Genomic DNA, 26,644 nt, shown 5'->3' with positions numbered 1-26,644 from the left:
CAGGAGTCCCATTCGAATCAACCGTAGGTGACGAATTCGCGCCTCTCGATAGGATCGAGATGAGGCAGCGAGTTGAAGCTGACTAGCGACATGGCGGTGTCGTTGAAGACATATTGGCAAACGCTGCTATTCCGAATCTGCAGGTTGAGCGCAATGGCGGCGGCCGCCGGCGCCTGCAGAATCTGTTGGGCAAAGACCGCAATCGGCCCACCGGAACTCACCACCAGAACCCGCCTGCCGCCAACTCGCTGGATTGCGAGACGCGCGCCCTCGATGCGCGCCTGGAACTGTCGCCATGTTTCGGGAACTCGCCCGGGCAAGCGATCTTCGGACCAAAGCTGCAGCACCTTGTTGAGCCGTTTGTAGAAGCTCTTTTTCGAATCGTCAGCCAAAGGGTCCGGTGAAAACCCGTCTTCGCCGAGCGCTGCAAACAAACCTTGGAAGTCGTATTCGTTCAAACCCGCGTCTTGCACGACCTCGACTTGCAAACCTCGCATCGCTGCGAGAATTTCGTCAGCGGTTTGTTCATGCCGTCGCATCGTGCCGATGACAACCCGATCGAACGCCAGTTTGCTGTGCGCGAAATACTCCCCGAGCCAGCGTGATTGCGTATAACCGGAAGGTGATAGCTCGTCATAGTTGTCCGCGCCGAACGACGCCTGACCATGCCGTACAAGGTAGAGTTCCGCCATGCCATCCTCGTCTAAACATGGCTAGAACAATACCGAGCCTCGCTTCATTCAGGAAATTTATTGTAGTGATAGCTGACGATAAATTTTCGTGACACCTGATGTCTACGCTACCCGCATGAGACGGCCGATCTGTTCGCGCAGCCAGCGATGCGCCGGATCCCCCGTGACGCTCCGGTGCCAGTAGCAATGCGACTCGAGACTGGGCAGATCGAATGGCAACTCCAGGACACGTGCGTCATAACGCTGAAGGAGCGTAAGAGGTGCGGTGAGGACGAGATCGGTCCGCATCGCGATCAAGGGGGCGACCAGATAGTGCTGCACCCGAGTCTGAATCGAGCGCCTGAGACCGAGCTTGTTGAGTTCCGCGTCGACGAGACCGGGTCCCTGCCGCCGGCTGGACACGTGGATGTGACCGAAACCGAGGTAGTCATCGATCTTTAGCTTCTTCTTCGAAAACGGGTGGTCGTGCCGCAGCATGCATGCATAGCGGTCGCGGCTCAAAGGCTCCTGCTCGAGATATGGGTCGTCAATCAAAGGTGCATCGATCGCGAGATTGACCGCGCCACTCGCCAATGCTTCAGGCACCTCTCTGCGCGTCGTGAAATAACTTTCGATGCGTATGCCAGGTGCGAGGCGCTGCAGAACTTCCTCCAGCGCGGGGAGCAGCAACGCCTCAGTCAGGTCGTTCATGCTGAGTCGGAATGTCCGTTCGGACGACGCCGGATCGAATGATTCTCCGGCATGGGTGCTCGAGTCGAGCAGTTGTAGCGCATCGCGGACGCGCCCAATGATGTTCTCGGAAACCGGTGTCGGCACCATGCCGGCCGGCGTGCTTACAAAGAGCTGATCGTCGAACGCCTTGCGCATACGCGCCAATGCATTGCTGACAGCAGGCTGGGTGATGAATAGCATCTCCGCTGCACGCGTCAGGTTTCGCGTTTTATAGACTGCTTCGAAAACAACAAACAGATTTAGATCAATCTTTGATAGACGCATTTTCGGGTTCCTTGACGCTACCTCAAGTGAAATTCCCTCTTTCGCACGCTGATCCCGACTCCTTCCCGCATGAGTTCGCGCGGTCCAATGCGCTTCATCATGCCGGAAGTCAGCGCTTGTCCTGCCCCGCTTCCAGCGCGAACTTCCTGAGAAGCGTCTGACGGTTGGCGTTCAGTATTTCCTCTCCGAGCAGGGGATTGGCGCCGGCTACTGCCCGCGCCAGGATGAGCGCACCGACCATCTCGCTGTAGAGCGCAATTGCCTCGCGGCGCGCTTCGTCCGTATCTCCGCTTTCGGCGCGCTGTTCCGCGACGAGCGCTGTCAACGTTTCAAGCATCGTCTGCAGGCCGCTTGCAAAGGGCGACTGTGCTTCATGGCCAAGTCGGCGCACGTCCGCGGTGAGGCCGGCTATCGCGCAACCCTGTTCGATATCGTCGCAATGCGTCCCGGACAGGTAAAAGTCCAGCTGTCGCTTCAAGCGGTTCCCGCCCGGCTCGACCGGCACGGCAATCGCTTCCTGCAGGTCGCGGTTGGACTTGTCCATCGCAGTCGCCACAACCTCGGCGGCCAGCGCCTCCTTCGATTCGAAGTGATTGTAGAACCCGCCCTGCGTAAAGCCCGCGGCCTTCATCAGCGCGCTCAGACCAACACCGTCGATTCCATGCGCACGGAACAACTTCTCCGAAGCCGCAATGATGGTCTTTCGGTTCTGCATCGCCTGCTGTTTTGAAACGCCCATCGTTCAATGCTCCCACGCCGTTGTCAGCGCGATTATAGCCGTCTTCGAGAAATACAATGGTGATCGACATTGACTTTTCATGATCGGGCCATCAAACTCGATGTCGATCACCATCATGTTGGGTGAACCCTTCAAACGTCGTAGGAAATATCCATGAACATGGACACCAATCAGCCCCTGCTCAAACCAATCCGCTTGGGAAACCTCGATTTGCCCAACCGCGTCGTCATGGCGCCCCTGACGCGCATGCGCGCAGCCAATTCCGGGCTTGTGCCGACAGGCGTGCACGCCGAGTACTATGCGCAGCGCGCCTCGGTGGGGCTGATTGTCAGCGAAGGCGTTTTCGTGAGCCCCGAGGCGGTCGGCTGGGCAGACGTGCCCGGACTCTGGAGCGAAGCCCAGGTGCGTGGCTGGAGCGTGGTGACGGACGCCGTGCATCGCGCGGGCGGCCGGATCGCCGCGCAACTCTGGCATACCGGTTCGCTGGGGGATCCGGACTTCCACGGCGGCAAGGCGCCGTTGTCCGCTTCCGCGGTCAATCCCGAGCAGCAGAGCGTGACGGCGGACGGCCGCAAGGACACGGTGGTCCCGCGCTCCATGGAAAGGGACCAGATCCGCCGCACGGTTGCCGATTTTGGCCACGCTGCGCGTAATGCGATCGCGGCCGGCTTTGACGGCGTGCAGATCCAGGGCGGCTATCACTACCTGTTCAATCAGTTCCTCAACGTTCGCACCAATCTGCGTACTGATGCATACGGTGGTTCGACGGAGAACCGGGCGCGCTTTCTATTCGAGGTCGTGGAAACGGTGGTCGAGGCAGTCGGGGCGCAGCGCACCGGCATCAAGACGGGACCTGCAACATCGGAGACCGGCGCGTTCGTTTCCAATGAGGAAACGCTTGCCACTTTCGAATATGTCATCGGCCGGCTCAACGAATTCGATCTCTCTCATCTGCTGCTGATGGGCGCAATGGCCGACCTGTCGGCAACGCCGCTGGCCGCGTTGGCCGGAGACGGCATGTTCCGCCACTTCCGCGACCTCTACCGCGGCAACATCATCGCTAGCGTGGATATGGATCGTGCACGCGGCAATCGGCTGGTCGAAGCAGGGTTGGTCGATATGGTCGCCTTTGGCCGACCGTTCATTGCGAATCCGGATCTGCCGGCGCGCTTTTCCGCCGATGCGCCGCTTGCCGAAATCGACTGGCCGAAGGTTTATGGCGCGACAGCCGAGGGCTACACCGACTATCCGTCTTTTCAGGCTGTGCCGGCATGACGCGCCGGCACGCCACCCACCTCTCAGGAGAACCATCATGACCAGCACGACCGAAGCAGCCAACAAGGCCCTTGTACTCGAAGCGTTCGACACGCTTTTCAACCGACGCGACTACGCCGCCGCCGAGCGTTTCTGGTCGCCCGACTATATCCAGCACAGCGCGCATATTGCACCGGGGCGTGACGGTCTGTTCAACCTGGTCAAGACCGTACCTCCGACGTTGCGATACGAACCCGGCGTGATCGTCGCGGATGGCGATTACGTGATCGTGCACGGGCGCTTTTCAGGTCATGGGCGTCCCGCCGCATGGATTGCTGCCGACATCCTGCGCATCGCGGACGGCGTGCTTGCCGAGCATTGGGACGTGCTGCAGGACGAGGCAACCGAAGCCGAATCGAATAGCGGCCTGCCCATGTTCGGGACTAGTTTTCCGGGCTGATTCGGCCGTTGCCGATCACGCGCCGGAAAGCAACGCGCCCGCGCCGGGGACAACCGGCTCCAGCTTGAGATGATCCAGCATGCGCCGCACCGTGCACACAGCAGTCGAGACGGTGCGGATTCCCAACATGTCTTCGATACGCTGGATCGCCGGCAATGAAGGCATCTGGACGCACGCGGACGCCACCACGACGTCCGCGCCTTCCGTGTTCAGGCGCCGAACGTCGTCGACCAGTTGCATCGGATCGCGCAGACCGACTTCGAGGTTGTCGGGAATTTCAAAGCAGAGCGAATCGATGACCTCGATTCCTTCATTTTCGATGTAAGCGACAACCAGATCAGTCAACGGGCGCATATACGGCGCCATCAGCGAAATCCGACGAGCGCCCATGATCTTCAGACCTTCCACTAAAGCTCCCGCGGACGTCATGACTGGCGCGAGGCAATGATTGGCACGCGCAACCTCCAACAGTTCGCGTTCAGTTTCACGATGATAGCCGGGCCCCATCGCCATGATCGCGACCAGGCACGCCGTACTCATGACATCAACACGAGCGTCGGCAAGTTCCGCCGCGCAGCGCAAGCCTTCCTTGTTCATCGCGACCAGTTCCTCCTTCGTGACCTTGTGCATTCTCATCCGGCTCGAATGGAAAGTGAACCGCTCGGGGCGGATGGCTTCACGGGCACGCAACATGGCGGGAATCTCAGTTTCCATGGTCGTATTCGAACTTGGAACGATCTGTCCAATACGAAAATTTTGAGGCATTTTTCAAATCTCCGAAATAACGTTAGGCATCCAAAACTATTAAAGGATTCTCATGACATCCTGATCGGCGCGGAAGATCTCTGCCTCAGTCCGGCATGCCCGCGCCACGCGTCTCGGGCAAGAACCAGGGCAGCACGATACCGAGCAGATACACGGAGCCAAGTGCCAACGCCGCTTGCGACACACCACCGAACGACTTGATCATGCTGCCCGCGATGATCGGGAAGACCCACGCGATCAGGCGCGCCGCATTGAACACAAAGCTGATCGCAGTGGAACGCACGCTGGAACCGAAGAGCTCACAGGGGTAGATCGCCATCCAGACATAGGCACAGCCCAGGGTGAAGAAACCATTGATCGGCGCCACGACCATCATTGCTTCGACGCTTGTCGTCAGCTTGTATGTGATGAACGTCGTGATCAGCGAACCGACGAACGTCAGCGACAGAAAGGCCCGCCGCCCGATGGCATCCACCACGAAACCGGCGATCATGTAGGCCACAATCGCGCCAACGGTGTAGACGATCGATATCTTCGAGCCCCACGACAACGCGTCGGGGATCCCCTCGGCTTTGGCGAGCGAAACGGTGAAGGTCGGCAGCCAGCTTGAAATGGCCCACCAGCCGACGGTCGTGACGATCGACAGCACGAGCAGGAGCAGCGTGCGGCGCAGCGCTTCGGGCTCATTGAACAGCTGCGTGAGCGTGAACGGCCGCTTCCCGGATGCGGCTGCGTCGCCTGCAACCTGCCCGGCGCTCGTCGCGCTCCAGCGCTTCTCGCGCACCGCGCGTTGCCATTTCTCCGACTCGTTGACTCCGCGGCGAATGTACAGCACAAAGAACGCCGGGACTGCGCCGAGCACGAACATCAGCCGCCAGGTTTCGGCACCCAACGGATGCATTGACGAAAGCGCATACCACACGACCGCCGCGATCAGCGTGCCCCAGCCGAAGCCCGATTGCAGGAAGCCGGCCCCTTTCGCGCGAGCCCGCTCCGGCCAGGTTTCCGACAGCAGCGCAACGCCCGTGCTCCATTCGCTGCCCATTGCGAGGCCGGTAAGGAAACGCAGCCCGCACAACACCCAGAAAGTCTGCGAGAACGCAGTCAACCCCGAAAACATGGCATAGAGAAATACGGACCAGAGCATCATCCGCTTGCGTCCGACATAGTCCGCGAGAATCCCGCCGATCAGACCGCCAGCTCCCCAGCCGAGCAACGTGATGCCGATTACCAGACCGGCGTAAGTCGTGGGGGACGCGGCTTGCGCGGGCGACAGCACCGAATGCAGCATCGGCCCAAGAACAACGACGAGCGCCAGTGCCTCGTAGCCGTCGAAAATCCAGCCGAGAAAACTGGCTTTCAGTACACGCCAGTGCATCGTCGTGAGACCGTCGTACCAGTGGGTTCGCGAACTCATAGCTAGCTGCTTCTGTTCCATCTCTCGTCTCCTTCATATTTTCAACAGAGTTTTCAGGCGGTCCGGCCTCACAGCGCCGGTACGCGCGGCGCTGCAACATATCCTGCGATTGACGGCGGTGTACCATGTTCCACCGGCGTTGGCCAGGACAGCGCCGCCACCCTCGACATAAAATCGCGATGCACGCCGGCGGCCCCGCGTCCTGAGCTGATCTGCGAGGATCGCCTCCATGACACACAGGATGCCGGTTGCCGGGCTTATTGAAAACTTCCCAATGTTCAATACAGGCATCGCCAAACGCGATGGGTGCCAACCGGCCGGATTTTCCACCAGAAGGAGTGAGGATGCGCGTTTCAGCAGATCGGCCGTTGCGACTCGACATGGAGTCCCTGCGCATTTTCGTGGCGGTCATCGAGGAAGGCAGCATCGCCGCGGCGGCGGCCCGCACGCACATCGTGGCATCGGCCGTCAGCAAGCGCGTATCGGATCTCGAAGACGACGCCGGCACGCCGCTGCTATACCGGCATAGCCGCGGTGTTCAACCTACACCTGCGGGCGAGGCGCTCTATCATCACGCCAAGCGGCTGGGCGAGCACCTGCAGCAAATCTCGGACGAACTGTCCGAATATTCGGCGGGATTGAGGGGCCATACGCGCATTTATGTGAACTTTACCGCCATGGTCCAGTATCTGCCCGGCGTGCTGCGCTCCTTTCTACGCGCCAATCCGAACGTGGGGATCGACATGGTCGAAAAGTCGAGCGATGAGGTCGTGCAGGCGATCGCAAGCGGCGTCGCCGATCTCGGCATCTGCGCGGCCACCGAGGACTCCCTCGGCGATCTGCAGTGGCGCCCGTACAGCGTGGACAAGCTGGTCGTGATCGTGCCGGCGGATCATCGGCTCGCGGGGCGCGCAAGCGTGAGCTTCGCGCAGGTGCTGGAGGACGACTTCGTCAGCATGCCGTACGGGACGTCCATTTCCAAATTGTGTCGCGCCGCCGCTGAACGTGACGGCAGACGGCTACGCGTACGCATCGAGGTGACAAGCTTCGAGGGCGTGCGCAACATGGTCAGCGCGGGACTCGGCATCGGCGTGCTCCCGACGGGAAGCGTGACACCTTATGTGCATTCGGCGCCGTTTCGCGTCGTCGAGCTTGACGAACCCTGGTCGCTGCGGCCGCTCTCAATCATTGCGCGCAATTTTGACACCCTGCCGCTTCCTGCGCGCATGCTGGTCGATCACCTCGAAGCGCATCATCGGAACGACTCGTGAGCGCACCGACTGCGCCATCGCGGTTGGCGATGGGTGGCGTCGCGAGTTGTTGATTTACGTCGTCAGCCGGGTTTCATAGCATTCAGTTCCGAAGTTCAGATCACGGTACCAAGCGTATCAACTCCTGGAGTGCGCAACATGAACCCCCAATCCCCTATCAAGGTGGCGATCCTCGACGATTATCAGAACGTCGCGCTGAGCATGGCAGACTGGTCGCCCCTCGAGAACCGCGCGGACGTGACGGTATTCAATGACCACGTCGCCGATATCGAGCTCCTGATCCAGCGCCTGCAGCCATTCGACGTCGTCTGCGTGATGCGGGAACGCACACCGTTGCCCCGCGAGATCATCGAAAGCCTGCCGAACCTGAAGCTGATTGCCTCGACCGGCGCAGGGAATACGTCGATCGATCAGAATGCGGCTGCGGAACGCGGCATCGAGATTCGTCACACGGGCTATTCGTCCACGCCGACGATCGAACTGACGTGGGCGCTGATTCTCGCGATGGCCCGCAATATTCCGCTCGAGAACCAGTCACTGCGTCAGGGAGGCTGGCAGCTTTCGCTTGGCGATGAACTCTCGGGCAAGACGCTCGGATTGCTGGGTCTTGGCCGCGTCGGCTCGGCTGTCGGTATCATCGGGCGGGCATTCAGAATGAACGTCATCGCGTGGAGCCAGAACCTCACCGAGGAACGCGCCGCGGAAAAGGGCGTGCAGCGAGTCAGCAGAGACGTGCTGTTCTCCACGGCAGATTTCCTGTCGATCCATGTGCGGCTCAGTGAGCGAACCGCAGGTTTGGTCGGTGCAACGGAATTCGCGCAGATGAAACCCACGAGCCGGCTGATCAATACGTCGAGAGGTCCGATCGTCGACTCCGCTGCCCTGCTTTCGGCACTCACGACCGGTCAGATTGCCGGCGCCGCGCTGGACGTCTACGACGTCGAACCGCTCGACAATCCGCATCCGCTGCGCGAGTTGCCCAACGTGCTCGCGACGCCTCATGTCGGATATGTATCGAAGGAGCTATATCGCACTTTCTATGGCGATACGGTACGCAATATCGTTCAGTGGCTTGATGAAAGCGGAGGTTCCGCGCAAGGCTAACGGAGGAAATGGTGCTTTTCAGTGAACCATTGTCACCGGCGTGACCGTTCGCCTCGATAAAGACGCGAGCATGGCGAGCCTGCGGAAGAAACCCATACGACTGGCGTCGATCACCATGACGTCGGGCCGGGTCGTGGCGACATAGTCGGCAATCGCCTTGGCGGGGTGACCGAAGACGCGCTTCCAGCGGTATGGCACCCCTGCTTCATCGAGAATGGTTCGAGCGTCGATCAAAGCCGTCAGCATGGCGTGCTTCTCGTCGCGCACCAGTGAACTCCAGGTGTGGAAAGCTGCCGCACGCCCTTGTGCGACGGGCTCGAGAACTTCGAGTAGTTCGACCTCCGTGACGCCGTGCTCGATAAACATGAACGCAGCATAGCGCGCAGCTTCGACCGCACCGCCGCGGTCGAGGACGGGGATCAGCATTCGTATCATCCAGAACTCCTGGAGGTGAGTACCGCTTTCAGCTTAGCTAAAGCACTGTTAATGCGGTGTAAAAGTACGAGACCTTGAGGGCGCAATGACATCGATACGGCCAACTCGACGTGCCGCCCCGCTAGCTCTGTATCGCCGCGGGATTCAACTCGATATGCAGGATGACCAGCCACCGCTTCGGGCAATCCTGCGCGATCTGCACGTCCTGCATGCCCGCGCCGCCCTTCTTCACGAATCCCGTCGCGCGCGCCAAGCCGAATGCGCGCCGCGCGTCGGCCTGCAGCCATAACGTCACCATCCCGCAAGTCACACAGCTGAAAAGCCAAACGGCTTCATGCGGTGGCGCGGACGCGAGTTGCTGCGCGAAATACGTGAAAATCGTCGTCAGAAGCTGGTTGGTGACGAAGGCGATGGCCACCACCTTGCACAGGCCCCTGAACATCATTGCGTTTCTTGAGGGAGTCATGGATGTCACACGCCGAACTCGACAGTCACGCTACCCTTCGTTTGTTTGAATGCCATATCGACTCCAATAGATCGGTTCTTCTCTTTGCAGCGCAAAGCCAGTCACCCACTATACGAAGTGCGCAGTAAAGACCACGCAACGATTGCTGGAGATGCCGTAAATATTGTGTGAATTTCACCTCACGCCGACCAGCCGGTATCCCACGCCCGATTCGGTGATGATGTGCTCGGGGCGCGCCGGATTGCTTTCGAGCTTGTGCCGCAGATGTCCCATGTAGATGCGCAGGTAATGGTGGTTATCGGTTTGCAACGGACCCCATACTTCGCCGAGCAGTTGTGCATGCGTCAATACCCGCCCCGGATGACGCACCAGCGCTGAGAGAAGCCGGTATTCGATGGGACTGAGATGGACGACACGGCAATCGCGCAGCACTTGCCGCTCGCCAAGATCGACCGTGACCAGGCCGAATTGGACCTGCGGCGAGCCGCGCCTCCCGCATGCGGCTTGCCTGCGCAAGTGGGCACGAATCCGTGCGCCTAGCTCGGGCAATCCAAACGGCTTGGTCAGGTAATCGTCGGCGCCGGCGTCGAGCGCGGCGACCTTGTCTTCCTCGCGGCTGCGCGCCGACAGAACGATCACCGGCATCGCCGACCAGGCGCGCAACTGCCGGATCACGTCGAGGCCGTCCATGTCAGGCAACGCCAGATCGATAATGACCAGATCCGCCAGCCGCGTCGCGGCCTGCGCCAGGCCTTCTGCACCGGTCTGCGCTCCGAACACGCTCATCCCGTCCGCTTCGAGGTGCGCGCGAATGAACCGGCTTATGGTTCTGTCATCGTCTATCACAACGACTGTTATGGTGGGGTCCCTCATAGAGGCCGCGAGCGTCGACGTCAATGCATGGGCCTGAGGTCGTCCAACGCAAGATTGAGCTGAAGCACGTTCACGCGCGCCTCGCCGAAAATGCCGAACTGCCGCCCCTGCGTATTGCCGGCGACAAGATCGCGAACCTGATCGACGGTCAGACCCCGCGTTTTCGCCACGCGTTTGACCTGATAGGCTGCGGCGGCCGGGCTGATTTGCGGGTCGAGCCCGCTGCCCGAGGACGTCACCAGATCCACCGGCACCGGTTGCGACATGTCGTTACCCGCGGCTTTCAAGGCATCGAGACGGCCCTTGATTTCGTCGGCGAGCGCGGGGTTGGTCGGCCCGAGATTCGAGCCGCCCGAACTCTGCGCGTTGTACGGCATGGGGCTGGTGGCCGACAGGCGTCCCCAGAAATAGTACGGCGCGTCGAACTGCTGACCGATCAGTGTCGAGCCGACCGGCTTGCCGTTCTTCTCGATCAGACTGCCGCTGGCCTGGGCCGCGAAGGCACCGCGCCCGAGGGCCGTGACGACGACCGGATAGATCACGCCCGTGATCACGGTCATCAGGATGAACAGGACGAGTACCGGGCGAATCAGCGTTTTCATGATCTCCACTCCGTTGCGGTCAAACCCAGCCGAACACGTTCAGCACCATATCGATCAGCTTGATGAACGGGAACGGCAGCAGAATCCCGCCGAGCCCGTAGATCAGAAGATTGCGGCGCAACAGCGACGCGGCGCCCAACGGCCGGTACCTCACGCCCTTGAGCGCAAGCGGAATCAGCGCCACGATGATCAGCGCGTTGAAAATCACCGCCGACAGAATCGCCGACGAAGGCGAACTCAGATGCATCACGTCGAGCACGCGCAACTGCGGATAAGTGGTCGCAAATGCCGCCGGGATGATGGCGAAATACTTGGCGACGTCGTTGGCAATCGAGAACGTGGTGAGCGAGCCGCGCGTCATCAGCATCTGCTTGCCGATCTCCACGATCTCGATCAGCTTGGTCGGATTCGAATCGAGGTCGACCATGTTGCCCGCTTCCTTCGCGGCCTGCGTGCCGGTGTTCATGGCCACCGCGACATCCGCCTGCGCGAGCGCGGGGGCGTCGTTAGTGCCGTCGCCGGTCATGGCCACGAGGCGCCCTTCGGCCTGATGCGTGCGAATTGTTGTCAGCTTGGCTTCCGGCGTGGCCTCCGCGAGAAAATCGTCCACCCCCGCTTCGGCGGCGATGGCTGCCGCGGTCAGCCGGTTGTCGCCCGTCACCATGATGGTCTTGATGCCCATCTTGCGCAGTTCGGCAAAGCGCTCCTTGATGCCGCCCTTCACGATGTCCTTCAACTCGATCACGCCCATGCAACGTGCGGCGCTCTCGCCATGGCTTTTCTCGGCGACCACCAGCGGCGTGCTGCCGCGCCGCGCGATTTCCGTGACCGCCGCCGTCAGTTCAGCGGGAAAGCGGCCGCCATGGTTTTCAACGAATTGCTTGATCGCATCGGCCGCGCCCTTGCGAATCTGGCGGTCGGGCAGATCGACACCGCTCATGCGCGACTGCGCGCTGAACGCAAGGAAGGTGGCCTGCAACGCGTGCATGTCGCGTTCGCGGATATTGAAGCGCTGCTTCGCGAGCACGACGATGCTGCGGCCTTCCGGCGTTTCGTCCGCGAGTGAGGAGAGTTGCGCGGCGTCGGCGAGCATTTCCTCGGTGACGCCAGGCGCCGGCGTGAAAGCCGACGCCTGGCGGTTGCCGAGCGTGATGGTGCCGGTCTTGTCGAGCAACAGCACGTCAACGTCGCCGGCCGCTTCCACCGCGCGCCCTGAAGTGGCGATCACGTTCGCCTGCATCATGCGGCTCATGCCCGCCACGCCGATGGCCGACAGCAGCCCGCCGATGGTGGTCGGAATCAGACACACCAGCAGCGCGACCAGGGCGGTGATCGTGACGACATGTCCCGCTTTCGCCGCTTCGACCGAAAACATCGAGAACGGCAACAGCGTGGCGGTCGCGAACAGCAGCACGAGCGTCAACGCGACGAGCAGAATCGTCAGCGCGATTTCATTCGGCGTCTTCTGACGCTTCGCGCCTTCCACCATCGCGATCATGCGGTCGAGGAACGCCTCGCCCGGATTCACGCTGACCCGCACGACGATCCAGTCCGACAGCACGCGCGTGCCGCCCGTCACCGACGAAAAGTCGCCGCCCGACTCGCGGATCACCGGCGCGGATTCGCCGGTTATCGCCGATTCGTCGACCGATGCCACGCCTTCGATCACCTCGCCGTCCGCCGGGATCACGTCGCCGGTTTCGACCAGCACGACGTCGCCTTTACGCAGATCGGTCGCGGTCATGATGCGGATGGGTGACTTGGGATGGGAGTCTTGCAGCTTCTTCGCCATGACGTCGCGCTTCGCGCCGCGCAGCGACGCGGCCTGGGCTTTCGAGCGTCCCTCCGCGAGCGCCTCCGCGAAGTTGGCGAACAGCACGGTAAACCACAACCAGAGCGCGATCGCGAGAATGAAACCGGCAGGCGCCTCGGCCTGGCCCGCGAGCGCGGCGATCCAGAGAACGGTCGTCAGAATGCTGCCCACGTACACGCAGAACATCACCGGATTGCGCAACTGGTGGCGCGGCGCAAGCTTTTTGAACGAATCGACCAGCGCCGGCCGGGCAATGGCCGGGTCGAACATCGAGCGCGCGGCGTTGCGTGCCTGACCGATGTTGCCCGGCTGATGAACCGGTGGTTGGAGTCCGTTAGTCATGCTGTCCTCTCAGTCAATGTCCTGCAACCATGATCAGATGTTCGACGACAGGGCCGAGCGCGAGGGCCGGCACATACGTCAGCGCGCCGACCAGCACCACCGTGCCGAGCAGCAGCACGACGAACAGTGGGCCGTGTGTCGGCAAGGTCCCGGCGGTCGCGGAGATACGTTTCTTGGCGGCGAGCGAGCCGGCGATCGCCAGCACCGGCACAATCGAGCCGAAGCGGCCGAACCACATGGCGATGGCGAGCGTGGAGTTATAGAACGGCGTATTCACCGACAAGCCGGCAAACGCACTGCCGTTGTTATTGGCCGCGGAACTGTAGGCGTAGAGAACCTCGGAGAAGCCGTGCGGCCCTGGGTTGGAGATACCCGCCGTGCCGGCGGCCGCCAGCACGCCGATCGACGCGCCGACCAGCACGAGCAGCGGCGTCAGCAGCACGGCGATCGACACCATCTTCATCTCGTACGATTCGATTTTCTTGCCGATGTATTCCGGCGTTCGCCCGATCATCAACCCGGCCACGAACACCGCCAGCAACGCGAACACAAGCATGCCGTAGAGGCCCGAGCCGACACCGCCGAAGATCACCTCGCCGAGTTCGATCAGCAGCAGCGGGACGAAGCCGCCCATCGGCGTGAGCGAATCGTGCGTATTGAGGACCGCGCCGCACGAAGCCGCCGTGGTCGCGACCGTGAAGATGCCCGATTGCGCGATTCCGAAGCGGGTTTCCTTGCCTTCCATGTTGCCGCCGGACTGCGTGGCCGACGCGCTTTGGTCGACATGCAGCGTCGAATACAACGGATTGCCGCTCTGCTCCGATGCAATCTCACCCCAGCAGGCCACCGCGAAAGCGATCGTCATCGCGGCGAGTACTGCATAGCCCTGACGCCGGTCGCCGACCATCCGGCCGAACACGAGGCACAACGCAGCCGGAATCAGCAGCATCGCGATCATCTGCACGAAGTTGGCGAACGGCGTCGGGTTCTCGTACGGGTGCGCCGAATTGCCGTTGAAAAAGCCGCCGCCATTGGTACCGAGCATCTTGATCGCTTCCTGCGACGCAACCGGACCCATTGCGATAGTCTGCTTGTCGGCCTTGTTGTCCACCATCACGGGATTGCCCTTCGCGTCCTTGACGGCGTTGCCTTGGGCATCGGTCTTCGGGGTCTGGTAGGTCGTGGCCTGCAGGGTCGGCACGTCCTGGTACGATTCGAAGTTCTGGATCACCCCCTGACTGACGAAGACGAGTGCGATTACAGTCGCGAGCGGCGCGAGAATATACAGCGTGATACGCGTCAGATCGACCCAGAAGTTGCCGATCGTCGCTGTCGTATGACGTGCAAAGCCGCGAATCAATGCGACCACGACCGCAATACCCGTGGCGGCCGACAAGAAGTTTTGCACCGTCAAAGCCGCCATCTGCGTCAGATAGCTGACCGTGGATTCCGGCGTGTAGTCCTGCCAGTTCGTGTTGGTCACGAAGCTGATTGCCGTGTTGAAGGCCGCGTCCGGCGTCATGGGGCCGAAGCCTTGCGGATTGGCGGGCAGCCATTGCTGGATGCGCAGAAAAACATACACCGCTAGCACGCCGAGCGTGTTGAACACCAGTACGGCTAGCGCGTAATGCTTCCACGACATCTCAGCCTCGGGGTCCACGCCCGCCAGCTTGTACACCATCGTTTCGACCGGCCGTCCAATGCGGCGAACGACGACGGACGAACCGTCGACCACCCCCGTCATGTAGCGGCTGAGTGGAATGGCGAGCGCGATCAGCACGACGATGAAAACGCCGGGCTGAAACAGGTTGTTGAAGTTCATTCGAGTGCCTCCGCGCGCAACAAAGCGTAGACGAGGTACACGAACAGAATCAGCGTCGAGGCCGCCGCAAGCCAGGTCATCCAGGTAGTCATGGACGGCCTCCCGGCGCACGGCGAAGCTTGTCGCAGCCAACCACGAACGCGGCCACGAGGCCGCTGAATGCAACGATTGCAATGAGGTAAAGCAGATCCATGGCGTGGCCTCCCACAACGGATTTCCGCACCATCGAATTTAGGAGACTCCGCGTAAACGCACTGTTAAGAGAGCGCGGAGTTTCGTAAAAAACGTAGACCTGGTGTGAGGAAACGTTGTGCGTGGATGGCCAGATTGGACATCGCGAGGCCGCGGTGAGGCCGCGTCTAAGGGGCCGTCTCCGTTTGTGAGCGCATGCCTTCGCACTCGAGCCACGAGCGGAACAACACGATCAGCTCATCCGCCGACTTCCCATCCGGAACATAAGTGCAATAGCTCCGTGACGGCAGACGTGGGCCGGTGAATGGCGCGACGAGCCGGCCGGCCGCGAGATCGTCGGCGACCAGCGCGGTCGGCCCCATCGCGATGCCGATCCCGTCGACGGCCGCTTGCAACGTCAGATAGAAATGGTCGAAGGTCAGCGCGGCAGCCGGCCTGAGTGCGGGAATCCTGGCACTCGTCAGCCAGTCCGGCCAAACACGCGGAAGACTCGACGTATGCAGCAACGTATGCTGCCGCAAGTCGTCGGGCGCTCGAAGCGGCAGTCGCTGCATGAGCGCCGGGCTGCAAACCGGGATTCGCTCCTCGGACAGGAAAGGCCGCATCGAATAGCCATAGAACGTGTCCGGGCCGCCCCGGACGATGATGTCGAAGGTCTCTTTCAGACTTTCCAGCGACTCGTTCGACGTCTCCACCCTGACGTCCACATCGGGATGCGTGGCGCGGAATTTCGCCAGTCTCGGCACCAGCCAACGCAATGTGAATGTCGCGGGCGCATTCACGGACAGCGTCCGGGAGACCGTTTCGGGGAAACCATATCTCGCGGTGGCCTGCGAGAGCTGCTCGAACAAAGGACCGATTTCCGTCAGATAGGCCTTCGCCGCCGGCGTCAACGCGACGCGCCGGTTGTGCCGCTCGAACAACGACGCGCCGAGCCACGCTTCGAGCGCGCGCACGTGCTGGCTCACGGCACCGTGAGTCACGTGCAGTTCCGCGGCGGCTTCCTTGAAGCTGCCGAGACGGCCTGCGGCCTCGAAGGCGCGCAATGCATTGAGAGGCGGCAAGTTTCGCTTCATTCGCAAGAGTTTATCTAACGCGAGTCCGCAATTTATCTGGTTTGTCGCGCGCCGACAAGATAGATATTCTTCTTGCTGTGCCGCCGATCCTGGCGTGGGCGGTCACCAGCCGCCGAGCGGACCTGGAAGGCATTTTCCAGCGCGGCCGGTCCGCTGACATCTCGCGCTCGCACGTGGCGCTTGCGCACGTGGAGCATGATCTCCCGCACTCTTTCCGGCGTTGAACCTGCATGCTCAGTTATACCGGCGGTCTCGTCCTCTTTGCCGCCCTGCTCCACGCGAGCTGGAACGCGATGCTGCATGGCAACCGCGACCGGTTCCTGTCCATGACGTGGATGAGCATCGCCATCGCGGCGGTCGCCACGCTCGTGGTCCTGTTCACGCCGTGGCCCGCCGACGCAGCCTGGCCATATATCGTCGCATCGGGGCTCGTGCATATCGTCTACAACGTCAGCCTCGTGCGGGCCTATCGCCGTGGCGATCTGGCGCAGGCATATCCGATCGCGCGCGGCTCGTCGCCGCTGCTCGTCACGCTCGGCGCGGCACTCTTCGCGCATGAGACGATCGGCCCCGTGCACGCTCTCGGGATCGCGATGATCTCGGGCGGCATCATCGCGCTCGCGCTGCAGGGCGGGCGCGTGTCGCGCCCGGGCGCACTGGCCGCGCTGGCGACCGGCGCGTCGATCGCGCTCTATACCGTGATCGACGGCATCGGCGTGCGTTTATCCGGCGGCCAGGCGCTCGCCTACACCGCATGGATGTTTCTGTTCTATTGGCTGATGCCGGTGCTGTTCGTCGCGATGCGCGGGCTCGCGGCGCTGTGGACACGGGTCCAAGCGGAGCCCATTGCCGTCGGCTCGTCGCTCGCCGGCGGCCTGGTGTCGATCGCGGCGTATGGCATCGTGATCTGGGCGATGCAGTCGGGCGCGATGGGCACGGTATCGGCGCTGCGCGAAACCAGCGTGGTGTTCGCGGTGCTGATCGGGCGCATGTTCCTGCGGGAAGCGGTGACTGGATGGCGCTGGCTCGCATGCGTGATCGTCGCGGCCGGGGCAGTTTGCCTGGGGCTTTGATGCGGCGAGTTCCTTTCTTCTGAATGCAGGCAAGCTTTTTGCCGGCACGGCGGATTCTCCCTACAGTCTGCCAACTGCGAAAGTCTTTTTTGTTCTACGCTATAGGTGCGACCCGCAGCGCGTCCCGATGTCTGTCCGGCATCACGGCTAACTCGGCGAGCCTCTGAATCTGCTGCACCCGTAGATGGTCCTCCAGCGCGGTACGGTGCAACCGGCTGGAGGAGATCTCGAGCCAGACCCATCGCCATTCAACCCAGGTAGCCCGGCGAGCGTCGCTCCGACCGCGGCACTCGAATCCTGGTGCACCCAACTTAAGGAGACTGATGATGTCGATTCGACTAGGAGAAGACGCTCCCGATTTCACCGCGGAAACCACCGAAGGGACGATTCATTTTCACGAATGGATTGGCGACCATTGGGCGGTCCTGTTTTCGCATCCGAAGGATTTCACGCCCGTTTGCACCACGGAACTCGGATACCTGGCGGGCCTCAAGCCAGAATTCGATAAGCGCAACACGAAAATTATCGGGCTCAGCATCGACCCCGTCAGCGATCATACGGAGTGGGTCAAGGATATCGCCGAGACGCAGGGCCACGAGGTCGGCTACCCGTTGATCGGCGACGCGGATCTGAAGGTCGCGAAGCTCTACGACATGATCCACCCCGAAGCGAGCGGCGGCGGCCCGCGCACCGCAGTGGACAACGCCACCGTACGCTCGGTGTTTCTCATCGGACCGGACAAGAAGGTCAAAGCCATGCTCGTCTATCCGATGAGCGCCGGCCGCAATTTCGACGAAGTCATGCGGTTGCTCGATGCGCTGCAACTCAACGCAAAGCACACGGTGGCGACGCCGGTGAACTGGAAACCGGGTGAAGACGTGATCATTCCCACATCCGTTTCCAACGATGCCGCGATGCAAAAATATCCGCAGGGTTTCAAAACCGTGAAGCCTTATCTGCGGTACGTTGCGCAACCGAAGTAAAGCGCTCCTTGATTGGAGCGGCGAGCGCCGGACAGTGCGAAGTCCGGCGCCCGACGTGAGTCCGGGCGCATCGATGCGCCCGGCCTTCTGAGCGGGGCAGCGTCCGATTTAACTGCCTGCACGGCGGTTGGCGAGGCCGCGCGGTCCGTCATCTTCAAGCGCTCGCAGGAGCGGGCCGCGGAGCGAAATCGTGTTGATCTTCCGGCAGCTATTCGATCAGCAATCGTCGACCTACACGTATCTTCTTGCCGATAGCACGACGCGAGCGGCGGTGCTGGTCGATCCGGTATTCGAACAGGTGCGCCGAGATGCCGCCCTGATCGAAGAACTCGGATTGCATCTGCTTTACACCATCGACACCCACGTCCACGCCGATCACGTAACCGGTGCATGGATGTTGAATCGCCGCATAGGCAGCCGGATTGCGATATCGGCCGCGAGCGGCGCCGAAGGCGCGGACCGCTATCTGAGCCACGGCGACAAAGTCGAGTTCGGCGCGAGATACCTGACGGTCCGCGCGACACCGGGTCATACCGATGGCTGCGTCACGCTCGTACTCGACAATGAGACCATGGCGTTCACCGGCGATTGCCTGTTGATCAGAGGCACTGGCCGCACGGATTTCCAGCGCGGTGACGCGCACGCCATGTTTCGCGCGGTGCATGGGCAGATTTTCACACTGCCCGCCGCGTGTCTGCTCTACCCGGCACACGACTACCGCGGTTTGACGGTCACGAGTGTGGGCGAGGAGCGGCGCTTCAATCCACGCCTTGGCGGTGAACTGTGTGAAGACGATTTCACCGGCTACATGAAGAACCTGCACCTGCCGCATCCGAAGCAGATCGACATAGCCGTGCCCGCGAACCTGAAATGCGGCCTGGCGACGAGCGTCCCCGCGCAGATGACGGAGCCCGATTGGGCGCCGCTGACATGCAGCTTCGCAGGCATCTGGGAAATCAACGCGCAGTGGCTCGAGGAAAATCTGCGCGCGGTCGAGATCATCGATGTGCGGGAGCCCGACGAGTTCAATGGACCGCTGGGGCGTATCCCGTCAGCCAGGCTCATTTCGTTGGGAGAGCTCTCCGGGCGCGCCGCCGAACTCACGAAGGACCGCCCGATCGTCACGGTCTGCCGGGCCGGCGGACGGTCGGCTCAAGCCACGGTCATGCTGCGGCAGGCCGGGTTCGAGCGGGTTGCCAACCTTGCCGGCGGCATGCTGCGCTGGCGCGCGGAGGGGCGCGTCGTTGAAAACGGCAGTATGTAGCGGTGTCTTCGACTGATTCAAGGATCTTCGCAACGAGCCGTTTACCGCGTATCCGCGCGCCGCGGGCGCGGCGGTTTCGCGGCAGACGCTCGCGCTGTGCGCGAAACCCGGCTTCGAGCCGCAGGTTGGGTTGCGTTAATCGTCGAACCAGGGGAGCCAGGGGAGCCAGTGCCTCACTCCTTCCACGCAGCCCCCTCCGGAAAGTCATATTGATCAAGCGACGCCGCATGCATCTCGATGCTGTAACCCGGACGTTGCGGCGGCATATAACGGCCACTACGGATCACGACAGGATCGACGAAATGCTCATGCAGATGATCCACGTATTCGAGCACCCGGTTTTCCAGCGACGCGGACACGCAGATATAGTCGAATAGCGAAATATGCTGGACGTACTCGCATAAACCGACACCGCCCGCATGCGGGCACACTGGCACGCCGAATTTCGCCGCCATCAGCAGGACGACGATCACCTCGTTCAGACCGCCCAGGCGGCAGCTATCGACCTGACAGAAGTCGATGGCCTGCGCCTGCAGCAACTGCTTGAACATCACCCGGTTATGACAGTGCTCGCCCGTCGCGACACCGATAGGCCGAATCCGCTCGCGGATGGCCGCGTGGCCGAGAATGTCGTCGGGACTCGTGGGCTCCTCGATCCACCACGGATCGAATTGCGCCAGGCGCCGCATGTTCGCGACCGCTTCGTCGACATCCCATACCTGGTTCGCGTCCATCATCAACTTCAGATCCTCGCCGATTTCTTCGCGCAGGATGCGAGCGCGGCGCATATCCTCTTCGAGATTGCCGCCCACCTTCTGCTTGAAGTGCGTCCAGCCCTGCGCGACGCCTTCACGCGCGAGCCGGCGAATTTTGTCGTCGTCGTAACCGAGCCAGCCCGCCGACGTCGTATACGCGGGATAGCCCCGTGTGAGCATTTCCTGTTCGCGTTCGGCCCGCGTCGTCGCATGACGATGCAGCATCGCGATGGCTTCCTGCGGCGTGATCGCATCGGTCACGTAGCGGAAATCGAGGCACCGCACGAGTTCTTCGGGGCTCATGTCGACGAGCAGCTTCCACACAGGCTTGCCTTCCGCTTTGGCCCACAAATCCCAGGCCGCGTTCACGACAGCGGCGGTCGCCAGATGAATCGCGCCCTTGTCCGGACCGATCCAGCGCAACTGGCTATCCGACGTCAGCGCGCGCCAGAAAGCGCCCATGTTCGCCGCGATATCCTCGAGCCGTTTGCCGACGATCAGCGGAGCAAGCGCCTCCACCGCGGTCACGCAGATTTCGTTGCCGCGTCCGATCGTGAAGGTGAGGCCGTGGCCAGTGAGCGCGTCGGACGAATCGGTTTCGAGCGTCACGTAGGCGGCGGAGTAATCCGGCGCGGCGTTCATCGCGTCGGAACCATCCAGTGAACGCGAAGTGGGAAACCGAATGTCACGGACGGACAGTTTGGTGATCGTGGGCATCTGAACACGCTCCTCTACGACAGCCATCGACTTCGTTCTAAATGCAAAGAGGGTCGTGGTATCGAACGACGCCGCGACCCTTCCCTCTCGACGCTTAACAGACGACGGTCAATCGTAGAGTACTGCTGCGATCTTGGGATCGGTCATATTGGTCTTGTCGTACCAGTAAAAGCCCGTGTCGACTTTCTTGGGCAGCTTCTCTCCCTTCAGCGCCTTCACCGCGGAGTCGACCACGCACTTGCCGATGCCGACCGGGTTCTGCGTAATGGCGCCGGCCATCAAACCCGAATTGATGTCGTCCTTCTGCTCCTTGCCCGAGTCGTAGCCGATCAGCACCAGCTTCTTGCCCGATTCCTTGACGCCGATGGCGGCACCCTCGGCCGAGCCTTCATTCGCCCCGAAAATGCCCTTGAGATTGGGATTGGCCTGAATCATCGTCTTGGCGATTTCCGCCGACTTCAAATGGTCGCCGCCGCCGTACTGGACCGAGACGATCTTGATGTTCGGGTGCTTCGTTTTCATTTCATTGAGGAAGCCGTCGCGGCGATCGATACCCGTGCGGCTCGTCTGGTCGTGCACGATCACGCCGACTTCGCCGGCATTGCCGATCGCCTCGGCCATCTTGTCGGCGGCGAGGGCGGCCGCGGCAAGGTTATCCGTTGCACACGTCGTCAGTGGAATATCGCTGTCCACGCCGGAGTCGAAAGCGATCACGGGTATCTTGCCGGCCTGTGCGCGCTTTAACAGTGGAATAGCCGCCTTGCTATCGAGCGCGGCGATGCCGAGTGCCTGAGGCTTCTTGGCAAGCGCGGCCGAAAGCATGTCGATCTGCTTGTCGACCATGGCCTCGGTTTCCGGGCCCTCGAACGTGATCCTGACGTTGTGCTCCTTGGCCGACTGTTCCGCGCCGGCTTTGACGGCTTGCCAGAACTGATGCTGGAAGCCTTTGGAAATGAGCGGGATGTAGGTGTCCGCATACGTCACGCTCGTCCCGCCGATGAGAGCGCCAACACCAACCACGACACCGATTAGTTTTCTTTTCAACATGGTGTTTCTCCTCCTAAGATGGGCTATCGACTTCAGCCGTTGGGGAGCTTATGGCGCTCCATTCCTTATCCTGCCCCGCGTCGCGTCAGCTTTTCTTGCGCCGCAAAATATCGCCGTAGACCGCGAGAATGATGATGAGGCCGGTCACCACGATCTGCCATTCCTGCGCGACGGACATGATGCGCAGACCGTTGGTCAGCACGCTCATGATGAACGCGCCGATGATCGTGCCCAGAATCGTGCCCGCGCCACCGCTCAGCGAGGTCCCGCCGATCACGACAGCCGCGATCGCTTCGAGTTCGTAGCCCTGGCCTAGCGCCGGTTGCGCCGAATTCAGGCGCGAGGCGATGAGCAGACCGGCGACGCCGCAAATCGCTCCGCTCAGGCCGTAAATGGCGATCTTCCACCGGTCGACATTCACGCCGGACAGGCGCACCGCTTCTTCGTTGCTGCCGAGCGCGAAGGTATAGCGGCCGAGCGCCGTGCGATTGAGCGTGATCGAACTCACCACAGCCAGGAAGAATAGAATCAGGACCGCGTTCGGAACGGGCAGGCTCGGCAATAGGTCACCGATCAGCGAATCCTGCGAGATCATGTAGAAGTTTTCGGTGTCGGTGAAATAGATCGGTTTGTCGGCGGAGACGACGAGCGACAGCCCTTTGAGCAACATCATCATGCCCAGCGTGGCAATGAACGGCGGTATCTTCATCTTCGCCGTGAGGGTGCCCGAAACAGTCCCGCAGATCGCGCCCGTGCCGATCGCGGCAAGCACGCCGGTCCACATCGGCAAATGCCAGTAGGTCAGGAATACGCCGCAAATGACCGCCGTGAAGGTCATCAACGTGCCGACCGACAAATCGATGCCACCGGTGATGATGACGAACGTGCAGGCGATCGCCAGCACGCCGTTGACCGCCGTCGCCTGCAGAATGCCGAGCATGTTGTCCATCTGCATGAAAGCAGGCGACGCGAAGCTGAAAAACACCAACAGCAGGATCAGGCTCCCGAAGGCGAGCAGCTTTTGCAAAGCAGTCGGCGTGAAGACGCGGGCTCGAAGGCCCGAGGCTCTCTTTTTATTCCCCAGCGCCGACGTATCCGATTGCAATGTCATGAGAGATCTCTCGCGGCTCACGCCGCGTTTAGGGGTTCGCGTTGCGTCGCCAGTTGCATGATGCGCTCCTGGGTGGCTCCCGTCGCCGGAAGTTCGCCGGTGATGCGGCCCTCGCACATCACGACGATGCGGTCGCTCATGCGCAAGATTTCCGGCAGTTCCGACGAGATCATTACGATTGCCTTGCCCTGGTCGGCGAGCGCGCGCAGCAGCTTGTAGATTTCGCTCTTGGCGCCGACATCGATGCCGCGCGTCGGCTCGTCGAAGAAGAGCACGTCGCAGTCGCGCTCGAGCCATTTCGCAATGACGATTTTCTGCTGATTGCCGCCCGAGAGCAGCCGTACTTCCTGCGTCGCGGAAGGCGTGCGAATGGCGAGCAGATTGATGAAATGCGCGGCGGTCTTGCGTATCTGCGTGCGGCGCAGAAAAAAGTTCAGCGACAGGAATTTGCGCAAGTTGGACATCACGATGTTCGATTCGACGCTCATGCCCGTGGCGAGGCCGAAACGCTTGCGGTCTTCCGAGAGATAGCCGATGCCGCGCGCCACTGCATCGCTCGGATTCCTGATCGTCGCCTTCACGCCTTTCACGACGATCTCGCCCGATTCGATCGGATCGGCGCCGAACACCGCGCGCGCGACTTCGGTGCGACCGGCGCCCATCAAGCCCGCAAAGCCCAGTATCTCGCCCTTGCGCAGCGCGAAGCTCACGTCTCTGACCAGCGGGCCGGCGTTCAGATTGGTGACTTCGAGTGCGACTTCGCCCTGGTTGGCGATGTGCTGGGAAGGCGCGGCATCGGTCAAGGTTCGCCCGACCATCATGCCGATGATTGCTTGCACGCTGGTGTCTTTGGCCACGACGGTGGCCACATATTCGCCATCGCGCAACACTGTGACGCGGTCGGCAATCTGCTTCAGCTCGTCCATCTTGTGCGAGATGTAGATGACCCCCACGCCCCGGTTCTTCAGCTCGCGGATGATACGGAACAGCTCGGCGATCTCGGCGTCGTTCAGGGCCGAGGTCGGTTCGTCCATGATCAGGACGCGCGAATCGAAGGACAAAGCCTTGGCGATCTCCACCATCTGCTGCTTCGCGACGGTAAGCGTGCTGACCACCGCGCGCGGGTCGAGATTCACATGCATGCGCGCGAGAATGTCGTGCGCTTGCGCGTTGAGCTTGTCTTCGTCGAGGAACAGGCCGAAGCGCCCGCGCGGCTCGCGGCCGATGAACATGTTCTGCGCCACGGTCAGATGGTTCATCAGCTGGAGTTCCTGATGAATGATGCCGACGCCCACGGCCTGCGCCTCGCGCGGGCTCTGGAAATCGACCGGCTGGCCGTCGTAGAGGATTTCGCCGGTATCCCGGGTGTACACGCCGGCGAGGATTTTCATCAGCGTCGACTTGCCGGCGCCGTTTTCACCCATTAGCGCGTGGACTTCCCCCGCCACGAGGTCGAACTGGACTTCATGAAGCGCCCTCACGCCGGGAAAGCGCTTGCTGAGCCGTTTGACGGAAATGAGCGGGTTCATGACGCGGATTGAATGACAATTCCGCGAGCGCCGCTTGCCTCATTGCGAGGAGCGGATCGAAAAAGCGTGGAGCGCCGCTTGGCCGGGCGCCGCCAGGTATCACGGTGCAAAGCGCGGTTGAAATCGCAACGAGAAGCCAGACACATTGCTGGGCCCTCAAATCGATGTGCCACGATTTTACGACGCTGGACCTCGCAGGCTCAAGGTTAGGCATTCCCTAATATCATGAGGCGAATGCGTCGCACGTCAGCTTCCCACTATTTGCTCACTATTTGACTTGTCGCCGATTTCAGGCCGATGCGCTGGCCTTCACTATCAGAACAGTTGAGCGCCGAGCTCGCGCAGGCTGTTCCATTTCACGGTGCTGACAAAAGTGCGGCCCGCTGTGTCGAGCGATTCGATCATCGCCCGTTGGCCGCGCGCTTCGGCGACGACGCGCACGATGCGCGCCCGGTAGCACAGCAGCGCGCCAATCGGCGGGCATAGCGCTTCCCGGCGAATCCGCGATCGTTTCTTTTCCATACCCAATCTATCTCGATGTCCAGCGTGTTGCAGGGCCGCCGACTCTCACGGCGTCTCTGCGCGTGATGCTACCAGGTTGGCCGGCAATGGTCCAGGTCGTCTAGCGGCGCGTACCATGGCCTCGCCGTGCATCGGCCGCAGGTCGCGAAGCTTACGGCAGCCTGAAACCGTGCTAATTCATCGCTAATTCAAGCCCGATACCCTCGTCGTCACGGTAACGAAGGGGATGACCCATGTCTGACGTGCTTGAATGGCTGATAGATATCTCTGTGGCGAGCGCGAGTGCCGCGGCCACCGGTTCGATCTTCCTGCTGCTGGTCGGCGTGGCCGGCGAAACGCGCCGGCATGTCGTCAAACATCGCGCGGTTGCCCGGATGCCGAAAGCGAAGCGCCCTGGCGAACCGGTGCGATTGGATCGCGCGAAGATTTTGACTTTTCCCTTTCAGCCGGTGAACATATCTTTTCACTGTAAAAATATCGACCGCAATTCACAACCATGAAAGAAGCATCGTCACGCCGCAAAGCATCCGCGCCGCCCAAAGCCACAACCCAAGCCTACCAATCAGCACACAACAAGCCCTATCATCACGGCGCGCTACCCCACGCGTTGCTTGAAGCTGCGGAAGTCGTCCTACGGCGCGACGGCATTCGTGGCTTGACGTTGCGCGCCATCGCGCGCGAGGCTGGCGTATCGCATACGGCGCCCCAACATCATTTCGGCGATACGGCTGGGGTGCTGAGCGAACTGGCTGCCAGCGGGCACCGGCGGCTCGCCGCTTCCATGGCGGAGCAGGCGGACGGTATCGAAGCGGGCCAGGCGCAGCGCAAAGCCATCGCTCGCGGCTATGTCAGCTTCGCGGTGGCCAATCCAGACTTGCTGCACCTCATGTCGCGCAACGAAATGCTCGACGCGGCGCGCCCTGCTCTCGCGCAGGCGCGCCAAGTGTCGGCGCGCGCCCTGGCCGGCGTATTCAGCGCGCCGGCCGAGTGCGCGGACGAGGATAAAACCGCGTTCGGCCGAATCACCGCTGCCCAGGCCATCGCCATGACCGCGGCTTGGGCCTACGTTCACGGGCTCGCGTTGCTTCTGATCGACGGACGCCTGAATGCGCTGGCCGCATCCGCCGAAGGCATACGAAGCGCCGAAGATCTCGTGGAAGCCGCGATCGAGCACGTCCAGATCGTTCCCGCCGAGCCCGCGGGCAAGGGCCGCAAATGAACTCGATGCCCCTCATCACGATGAAGCAACGTTCATCCTGAAGTCGATGACAGGAAGGCATGCTTCCTCTCGCGGCCCGGCCACTCGCTCCCCCTGACGTTCACA

Annotated in this window: 27 protein-coding genes; 9 read left to right on the top strand and 18 right to left on the bottom strand. The window is 61.6% G+C overall.

Annotated features, from left to right (window positions below; translation table 11 throughout):
• Nucleotides 1-17: 17 nt before the first annotated feature.
• From RI103_RS21705 to RI103_RS21695, 3 genes are all read right to left on the bottom strand, one after another.
• The gene (locus RI103_RS21705) at nt 18-692 is read right to left on the bottom strand and encodes a histidine phosphatase family protein (RefSeq protein WP_310817521.1); all 675 of its coding nucleotides are present in this window, start codon (nt 690-692) and stop codon (nt 18-20) included.
• 102 nt (nt 693-794) lie between these two features.
• Nucleotides 795-1,688, bottom strand: coding sequence for a LysR family transcriptional regulator (locus tag RI103_RS21700; protein WP_310817520.1), 894 nt, complete (start codon nt 1,686-1,688; stop codon nt 795-797).
• A 109-nt stretch (nt 1,689-1,797) separates the two neighbouring features.
• Nucleotides 1,798-2,403, bottom strand: coding sequence for a TetR/AcrR family transcriptional regulator (locus tag RI103_RS21695; protein ID WP_310818534.1), 606 nt, complete (start codon nt 2,401-2,403; stop codon nt 1,798-1,800).
• Nucleotides 2,404-2,580: 177 nt separating this feature from the next.
• On the opposite strand from RI103_RS21695, the gene RI103_RS21690 reads away from it, so the two are divergent.
• Together RI103_RS21690 and RI103_RS21685 are read left to right on the top strand one after the other, a co-directional pair.
• Complete coding sequence (locus RI103_RS21690) at nt 2,581-3,702, top strand: alkene reductase (RefSeq protein ID WP_310817519.1); 1,122 nt, start codon at nt 2,581-2,583, stop codon at nt 3,700-3,702.
• Nucleotides 3,703-3,739: 37 nt separating this feature from the next.
• Nucleotides 3,740-4,141, top strand: a complete 402-nt coding sequence (locus RI103_RS21685) for a nuclear transport factor 2 family protein (protein WP_310817517.1) — start codon at nt 3,740-3,742, stop codon at nt 4,139-4,141.
• 15 nt (nt 4,142-4,156) lie between these two features.
• Here RI103_RS21685 and RI103_RS21680 read toward each other — a convergent pair whose 3' ends face one another.
• The gene (locus RI103_RS21680) at nt 4,157-4,906 is read right to left on the bottom strand and encodes an Asp/Glu racemase (RefSeq protein WP_310817516.1); all 750 of its coding nucleotides are present in this window, start codon (nt 4,904-4,906) and stop codon (nt 4,157-4,159) included.
• 85 nt (nt 4,907-4,991) lie between these two features.
• On the bottom strand, nt 4,992-6,323 hold the full coding sequence (locus tag RI103_RS21675) for an MFS transporter (RefSeq protein ID WP_310817515.1): 1,332 nt from the start codon (nt 6,321-6,323) through the stop codon (nt 4,992-4,994).
• A gap of 344 nt (nt 6,324-6,667) precedes the next feature.
• Between RI103_RS21675 and RI103_RS21670 the strand changes: the two genes are divergently transcribed.
• Both RI103_RS21670 and RI103_RS21665 read left to right on the top strand, forming a co-directional pair.
• On the top strand, nt 6,668-7,594 hold the full coding sequence (locus RI103_RS21670; protein ID WP_310817514.1) for a LysR family transcriptional regulator: 927 nt from the start codon (nt 6,668-6,670) through the stop codon (nt 7,592-7,594).
• A gap of 138 nt (nt 7,595-7,732) precedes the next feature.
• Nucleotides 7,733-8,698, top strand: coding sequence for a D-2-hydroxyacid dehydrogenase family protein (locus tag RI103_RS21665; protein ID WP_310817513.1), 966 nt, complete (start codon nt 7,733-7,735; stop codon nt 8,696-8,698).
• A gap of 18 nt (nt 8,699-8,716) precedes the next feature.
• Here RI103_RS21665 and RI103_RS21660 read toward each other — a convergent pair whose 3' ends face one another.
• The 8 genes from RI103_RS21660 to gcvA form a co-directional block, all read right to left on the bottom strand.
• Nucleotides 8,717-9,124 (bottom strand): universal stress protein, encoded by a 408-nt coding sequence (locus tag RI103_RS21660; protein WP_409077018.1) that lies wholly within the window; start codon nt 9,122-9,124, stop codon nt 8,717-8,719.
• A gap of 130 nt (nt 9,125-9,254) precedes the next feature.
• Nucleotides 9,255-9,578 (bottom strand): hypothetical protein, encoded by a 324-nt coding sequence (locus RI103_RS21655; RefSeq protein ID WP_310817511.1) that lies wholly within the window; start codon nt 9,576-9,578, stop codon nt 9,255-9,257.
• A 195-nt stretch (nt 9,579-9,773) separates the two neighbouring features.
• Nucleotides 9,774-10,472: a response regulator gene (locus RI103_RS21650; RefSeq protein WP_310817510.1), complete on the bottom strand. Its 699-nt coding sequence runs from the start codon at nt 10,470-10,472 to the stop codon at nt 9,774-9,776.
• Between the two features lie 20 nt (nt 10,473-10,492).
• Nucleotides 10,493-11,074, bottom strand: a complete 582-nt coding sequence (gene kdpC, locus RI103_RS21645) for a potassium-transporting ATPase subunit KdpC (protein WP_310817509.1) — start codon at nt 11,072-11,074, stop codon at nt 10,493-10,495.
• 19 nt (nt 11,075-11,093) lie between these two features.
• Complete coding sequence (kdpB, locus tag RI103_RS21640) at nt 11,094-13,157, bottom strand: potassium-transporting ATPase subunit KdpB (RefSeq protein WP_310818533.1); 2,064 nt, start codon at nt 13,155-13,157, stop codon at nt 11,094-11,096.
• Nucleotides 13,158-13,242: 85 nt separating this feature from the next.
• Nucleotides 13,243-15,051, bottom strand: a complete 1,809-nt coding sequence (gene kdpA, locus RI103_RS21635; RefSeq protein WP_310817508.1) for a potassium-transporting ATPase subunit KdpA — start codon at nt 15,049-15,051, stop codon at nt 13,243-13,245.
• A complete protein-coding gene (gene kdpF, locus RI103_RS21630) occupies nt 15,048-15,143 on the bottom strand; it encodes a K(+)-transporting ATPase subunit F (RefSeq protein ID WP_007176795.1) in 96 nt (31 codons plus the stop codon). Before kdpF ends, kdpA begins: the two co-directional genes overlap by 4 nt.
• A gap of 267 nt (nt 15,144-15,410) precedes the next feature.
• Nucleotides 15,411-16,319 (bottom strand): transcriptional regulator GcvA, encoded by a 909-nt coding sequence (gcvA, locus tag RI103_RS21625; RefSeq protein WP_310817506.1) that lies wholly within the window; start codon nt 16,317-16,319, stop codon nt 15,411-15,413.
• 230 nt (nt 16,320-16,549) lie between these two features.
• On the opposite strand from gcvA, the gene RI103_RS21620 reads away from it, so the two are divergent.
• The 3 genes from RI103_RS21620 to RI103_RS21610 all read left to right on the top strand — a co-directional run bounded on the left by RI103_RS21620 (nt 16,550) and on the right by RI103_RS21610 (nt 19,639).
• Nucleotides 16,550-17,392: a DMT family transporter gene (locus tag RI103_RS21620; protein WP_310817505.1), complete on the top strand. Its 843-nt coding sequence runs from the start codon at nt 16,550-16,552 to the stop codon at nt 17,390-17,392.
• Nucleotides 17,393-17,718: 326 nt separating this feature from the next.
• Entirely contained in the window at nt 17,719-18,375 is a 657-nt protein-coding gene (locus RI103_RS21615; RefSeq protein ID WP_310818532.1) for a peroxiredoxin, read from the top strand.
• Nucleotides 18,376-18,568: 193 nt separating this feature from the next.
• Entirely contained in the window at nt 18,569-19,639 is a 1,071-nt protein-coding gene (locus tag RI103_RS21610; RefSeq protein ID WP_310818531.1) for a rhodanese-like domain-containing protein, read from the top strand.
• Nucleotides 19,640-19,812: 173 nt separating this feature from the next.
• On the opposite strand, the gene RI103_RS21605 is transcribed toward RI103_RS21610, so the two are convergent.
• From RI103_RS21605 to RI103_RS21585, 5 genes are all read right to left on the bottom strand, one after another.
• Nucleotides 19,813-21,111 carry an L-fuconate dehydratase gene (locus RI103_RS21605; RefSeq protein ID WP_310817503.1) on the bottom strand — a complete coding sequence of 433 codons (1,299 nt, stop codon included), beginning with the start codon at nt 21,109-21,111 and terminating at the stop codon, nt 19,813-19,815.
• A 108-nt stretch (nt 21,112-21,219) separates the two neighbouring features.
• On the bottom strand, nt 21,220-22,158 hold the full coding sequence (locus tag RI103_RS21600) for an ABC transporter substrate-binding protein (RefSeq protein WP_310817501.1): 939 nt from the start codon (nt 22,156-22,158) through the stop codon (nt 21,220-21,222).
• A gap of 85 nt (nt 22,159-22,243) precedes the next feature.
• Nucleotides 22,244-23,269: an ABC transporter permease gene (locus RI103_RS21595; protein WP_310817500.1), complete on the bottom strand. Its 1,026-nt coding sequence runs from the start codon at nt 23,267-23,269 to the stop codon at nt 22,244-22,246.
• Between the two features lie 17 nt (nt 23,270-23,286).
• A complete protein-coding gene (locus tag RI103_RS21590) occupies nt 23,287-24,798 on the bottom strand; it encodes a sugar ABC transporter ATP-binding protein (RefSeq protein WP_310817499.1) in 1,512 nt (503 codons plus the stop codon).
• Between the two features lie 315 nt (nt 24,799-25,113).
• Entirely contained in the window at nt 25,114-25,320 is a 207-nt protein-coding gene (locus RI103_RS21585; protein ID WP_310817498.1) for a hypothetical protein, read from the bottom strand.
• A gap of 233 nt (nt 25,321-25,553) precedes the next feature.
• On the opposite strand from RI103_RS21585, the gene RI103_RS21580 reads away from it, so the two are divergent.
• Nucleotides 25,554-25,820, top strand: coding sequence for a hypothetical protein (locus RI103_RS21580; RefSeq protein ID WP_310817496.1), 267 nt, complete (start codon nt 25,554-25,556; stop codon nt 25,818-25,820).
• On the top strand, nt 25,817-26,539 hold the full coding sequence (locus RI103_RS21575) for a WHG domain-containing protein (protein WP_310817494.1): 723 nt from the start codon (nt 25,817-25,819) through the stop codon (nt 26,537-26,539). The genes RI103_RS21580 and RI103_RS21575 overlap by 4 nt, the downstream gene beginning before the upstream one ends.
• Nucleotides 26,540-26,644 lie beyond the last annotated feature (105 nt).

The sequence above is a fragment of the Paraburkholderia sp. FT54 genome, assembly GCF_031585635.1.
In the GTDB taxonomy this organism is placed as follows: Bacteria; Pseudomonadota; Gammaproteobacteria; order Burkholderiales; family Burkholderiaceae; genus Paraburkholderia.
This window is presented reverse-complemented; position numbering and strand designations above follow the sequence as displayed.

What these genes read in the sequence shown, in the direction of transcription:
- RI103_RS21595 (WP_310817500.1), bottom strand. Translation starts at nt 23,269, where the DNA reads ATGACATTGCAATCGGATACGTCGGCGCTGGGGAATAAAAAGAGAGCC.
- kdpC (WP_310817509.1), bottom strand. Translation starts at nt 11,074, where the DNA reads ATGAAAACGCTGATTCGCCCGGTACTCGTCCTGTTCATCCTGATGACC.
- RI103_RS21700 (WP_310817520.1), bottom strand. Translation starts at nt 1,688, where the DNA reads ATGCGTCTATCAAAGATTGATCTAAATCTGTTTGTTGTTTTCGAAGCA.
- kdpF (WP_007176795.1), bottom strand. Translation starts at nt 15,143, where the DNA reads ATGACTACCTGGATGACCTGGCTTGCGGCGGCCTCGACGCTGATTCTG.
- RI103_RS21580 (WP_310817496.1), top strand. Translation starts at nt 25,554, where the DNA reads ATGTCTGACGTGCTTGAATGGCTGATAGATATCTCTGTGGCGAGCGCG.
- gcvA (WP_310817506.1), bottom strand. Translation starts at nt 16,319, where the DNA reads ATGAAGCGAAACTTGCCGCCTCTCAATGCATTGCGCGCCTTCGAGGCC.
- RI103_RS21655 (WP_310817511.1), bottom strand. Translation starts at nt 9,578, where the DNA reads ATGATGTTCAGGGGCCTGTGCAAGGTGGTGGCCATCGCCTTCGTCACC.
- RI103_RS21705 (WP_310817521.1), bottom strand. Translation starts at nt 692, where the DNA reads ATGGCGGAACTCTACCTTGTACGGCATGGTCAGGCGTCGTTCGGCGCG.
- RI103_RS21575 (WP_310817494.1), top strand. Translation starts at nt 25,817, where the DNA reads ATGAAAGAAGCATCGTCACGCCGCAAAGCATCCGCGCCGCCCAAAGCC.
- RI103_RS21675 (WP_310817515.1), bottom strand. Translation starts at nt 6,323, where the DNA reads ATGAGTTCGCGAACCCACTGGTACGACGGTCTCACGACGATGCACTGG.
- kdpB (WP_310818533.1), bottom strand. Translation starts at nt 13,157, where the DNA reads ATGTTCGACCCGGCCATTGCCCGGCCGGCGCTGGTCGATTCGTTCAAA.
- kdpA (WP_310817508.1), bottom strand. Translation starts at nt 15,051, where the DNA reads ATGAACTTCAACAACCTGTTTCAGCCCGGCGTTTTCATCGTCGTGCTG.
- RI103_RS21695 (WP_310818534.1), bottom strand. Translation starts at nt 2,403, where the DNA reads ATGCAGAACCGAAAGACCATCATTGCGGCTTCGGAGAAGTTGTTCCGT.
- RI103_RS21605 (WP_310817503.1), bottom strand. Translation starts at nt 21,111, where the DNA reads ATGCCCACGATCACCAAACTGTCCGTCCGTGACATTCGGTTTCCCACT.
- RI103_RS21670 (WP_310817514.1), top strand. Translation starts at nt 6,668, where the DNA reads ATGCGCGTTTCAGCAGATCGGCCGTTGCGACTCGACATGGAGTCCCTG.
- RI103_RS21680 (WP_310817516.1), bottom strand. Translation starts at nt 4,906, where the DNA reads ATGCCTCAAAATTTTCGTATTGGACAGATCGTTCCAAGTTCGAATACG.
- RI103_RS21665 (WP_310817513.1), top strand. Translation starts at nt 7,733, where the DNA reads ATGAACCCCCAATCCCCTATCAAGGTGGCGATCCTCGACGATTATCAG.
- RI103_RS21600 (WP_310817501.1), bottom strand. Translation starts at nt 22,158, where the DNA reads ATGTTGAAAAGAAAACTAATCGGTGTCGTGGTTGGTGTTGGCGCTCTC.
- RI103_RS21620 (WP_310817505.1), top strand. Translation starts at nt 16,550, where the DNA reads ATGCTCAGTTATACCGGCGGTCTCGTCCTCTTTGCCGCCCTGCTCCAC.
- RI103_RS21615 (WP_310818532.1), top strand. Translation starts at nt 17,719, where the DNA reads ATGTCGATTCGACTAGGAGAAGACGCTCCCGATTTCACCGCGGAAACC.
- RI103_RS21590 (WP_310817499.1), bottom strand. Translation starts at nt 24,798, where the DNA reads ATGAACCCGCTCATTTCCGTCAAACGGCTCAGCAAGCGCTTTCCCGGC.
- RI103_RS21650 (WP_310817510.1), bottom strand. Translation starts at nt 10,472, where the DNA reads ATGAGGGACCCCACCATAACAGTCGTTGTGATAGACGATGACAGAACC.
- RI103_RS21685 (WP_310817517.1), top strand. Translation starts at nt 3,740, where the DNA reads ATGACCAGCACGACCGAAGCAGCCAACAAGGCCCTTGTACTCGAAGCG.
- RI103_RS21660 (WP_409077018.1), bottom strand. Translation starts at nt 9,124, where the DNA reads ATGCTGATCCCCGTCCTCGACCGCGGCGGTGCGGTCGAAGCTGCGCGC.
- RI103_RS21585 (WP_310817498.1), bottom strand. Translation starts at nt 25,320, where the DNA reads ATGGAAAAGAAACGATCGCGGATTCGCCGGGAAGCGCTATGCCCGCCG.
- RI103_RS21690 (WP_310817519.1), top strand. Translation starts at nt 2,581, where the DNA reads ATGAACATGGACACCAATCAGCCCCTGCTCAAACCAATCCGCTTGGGA.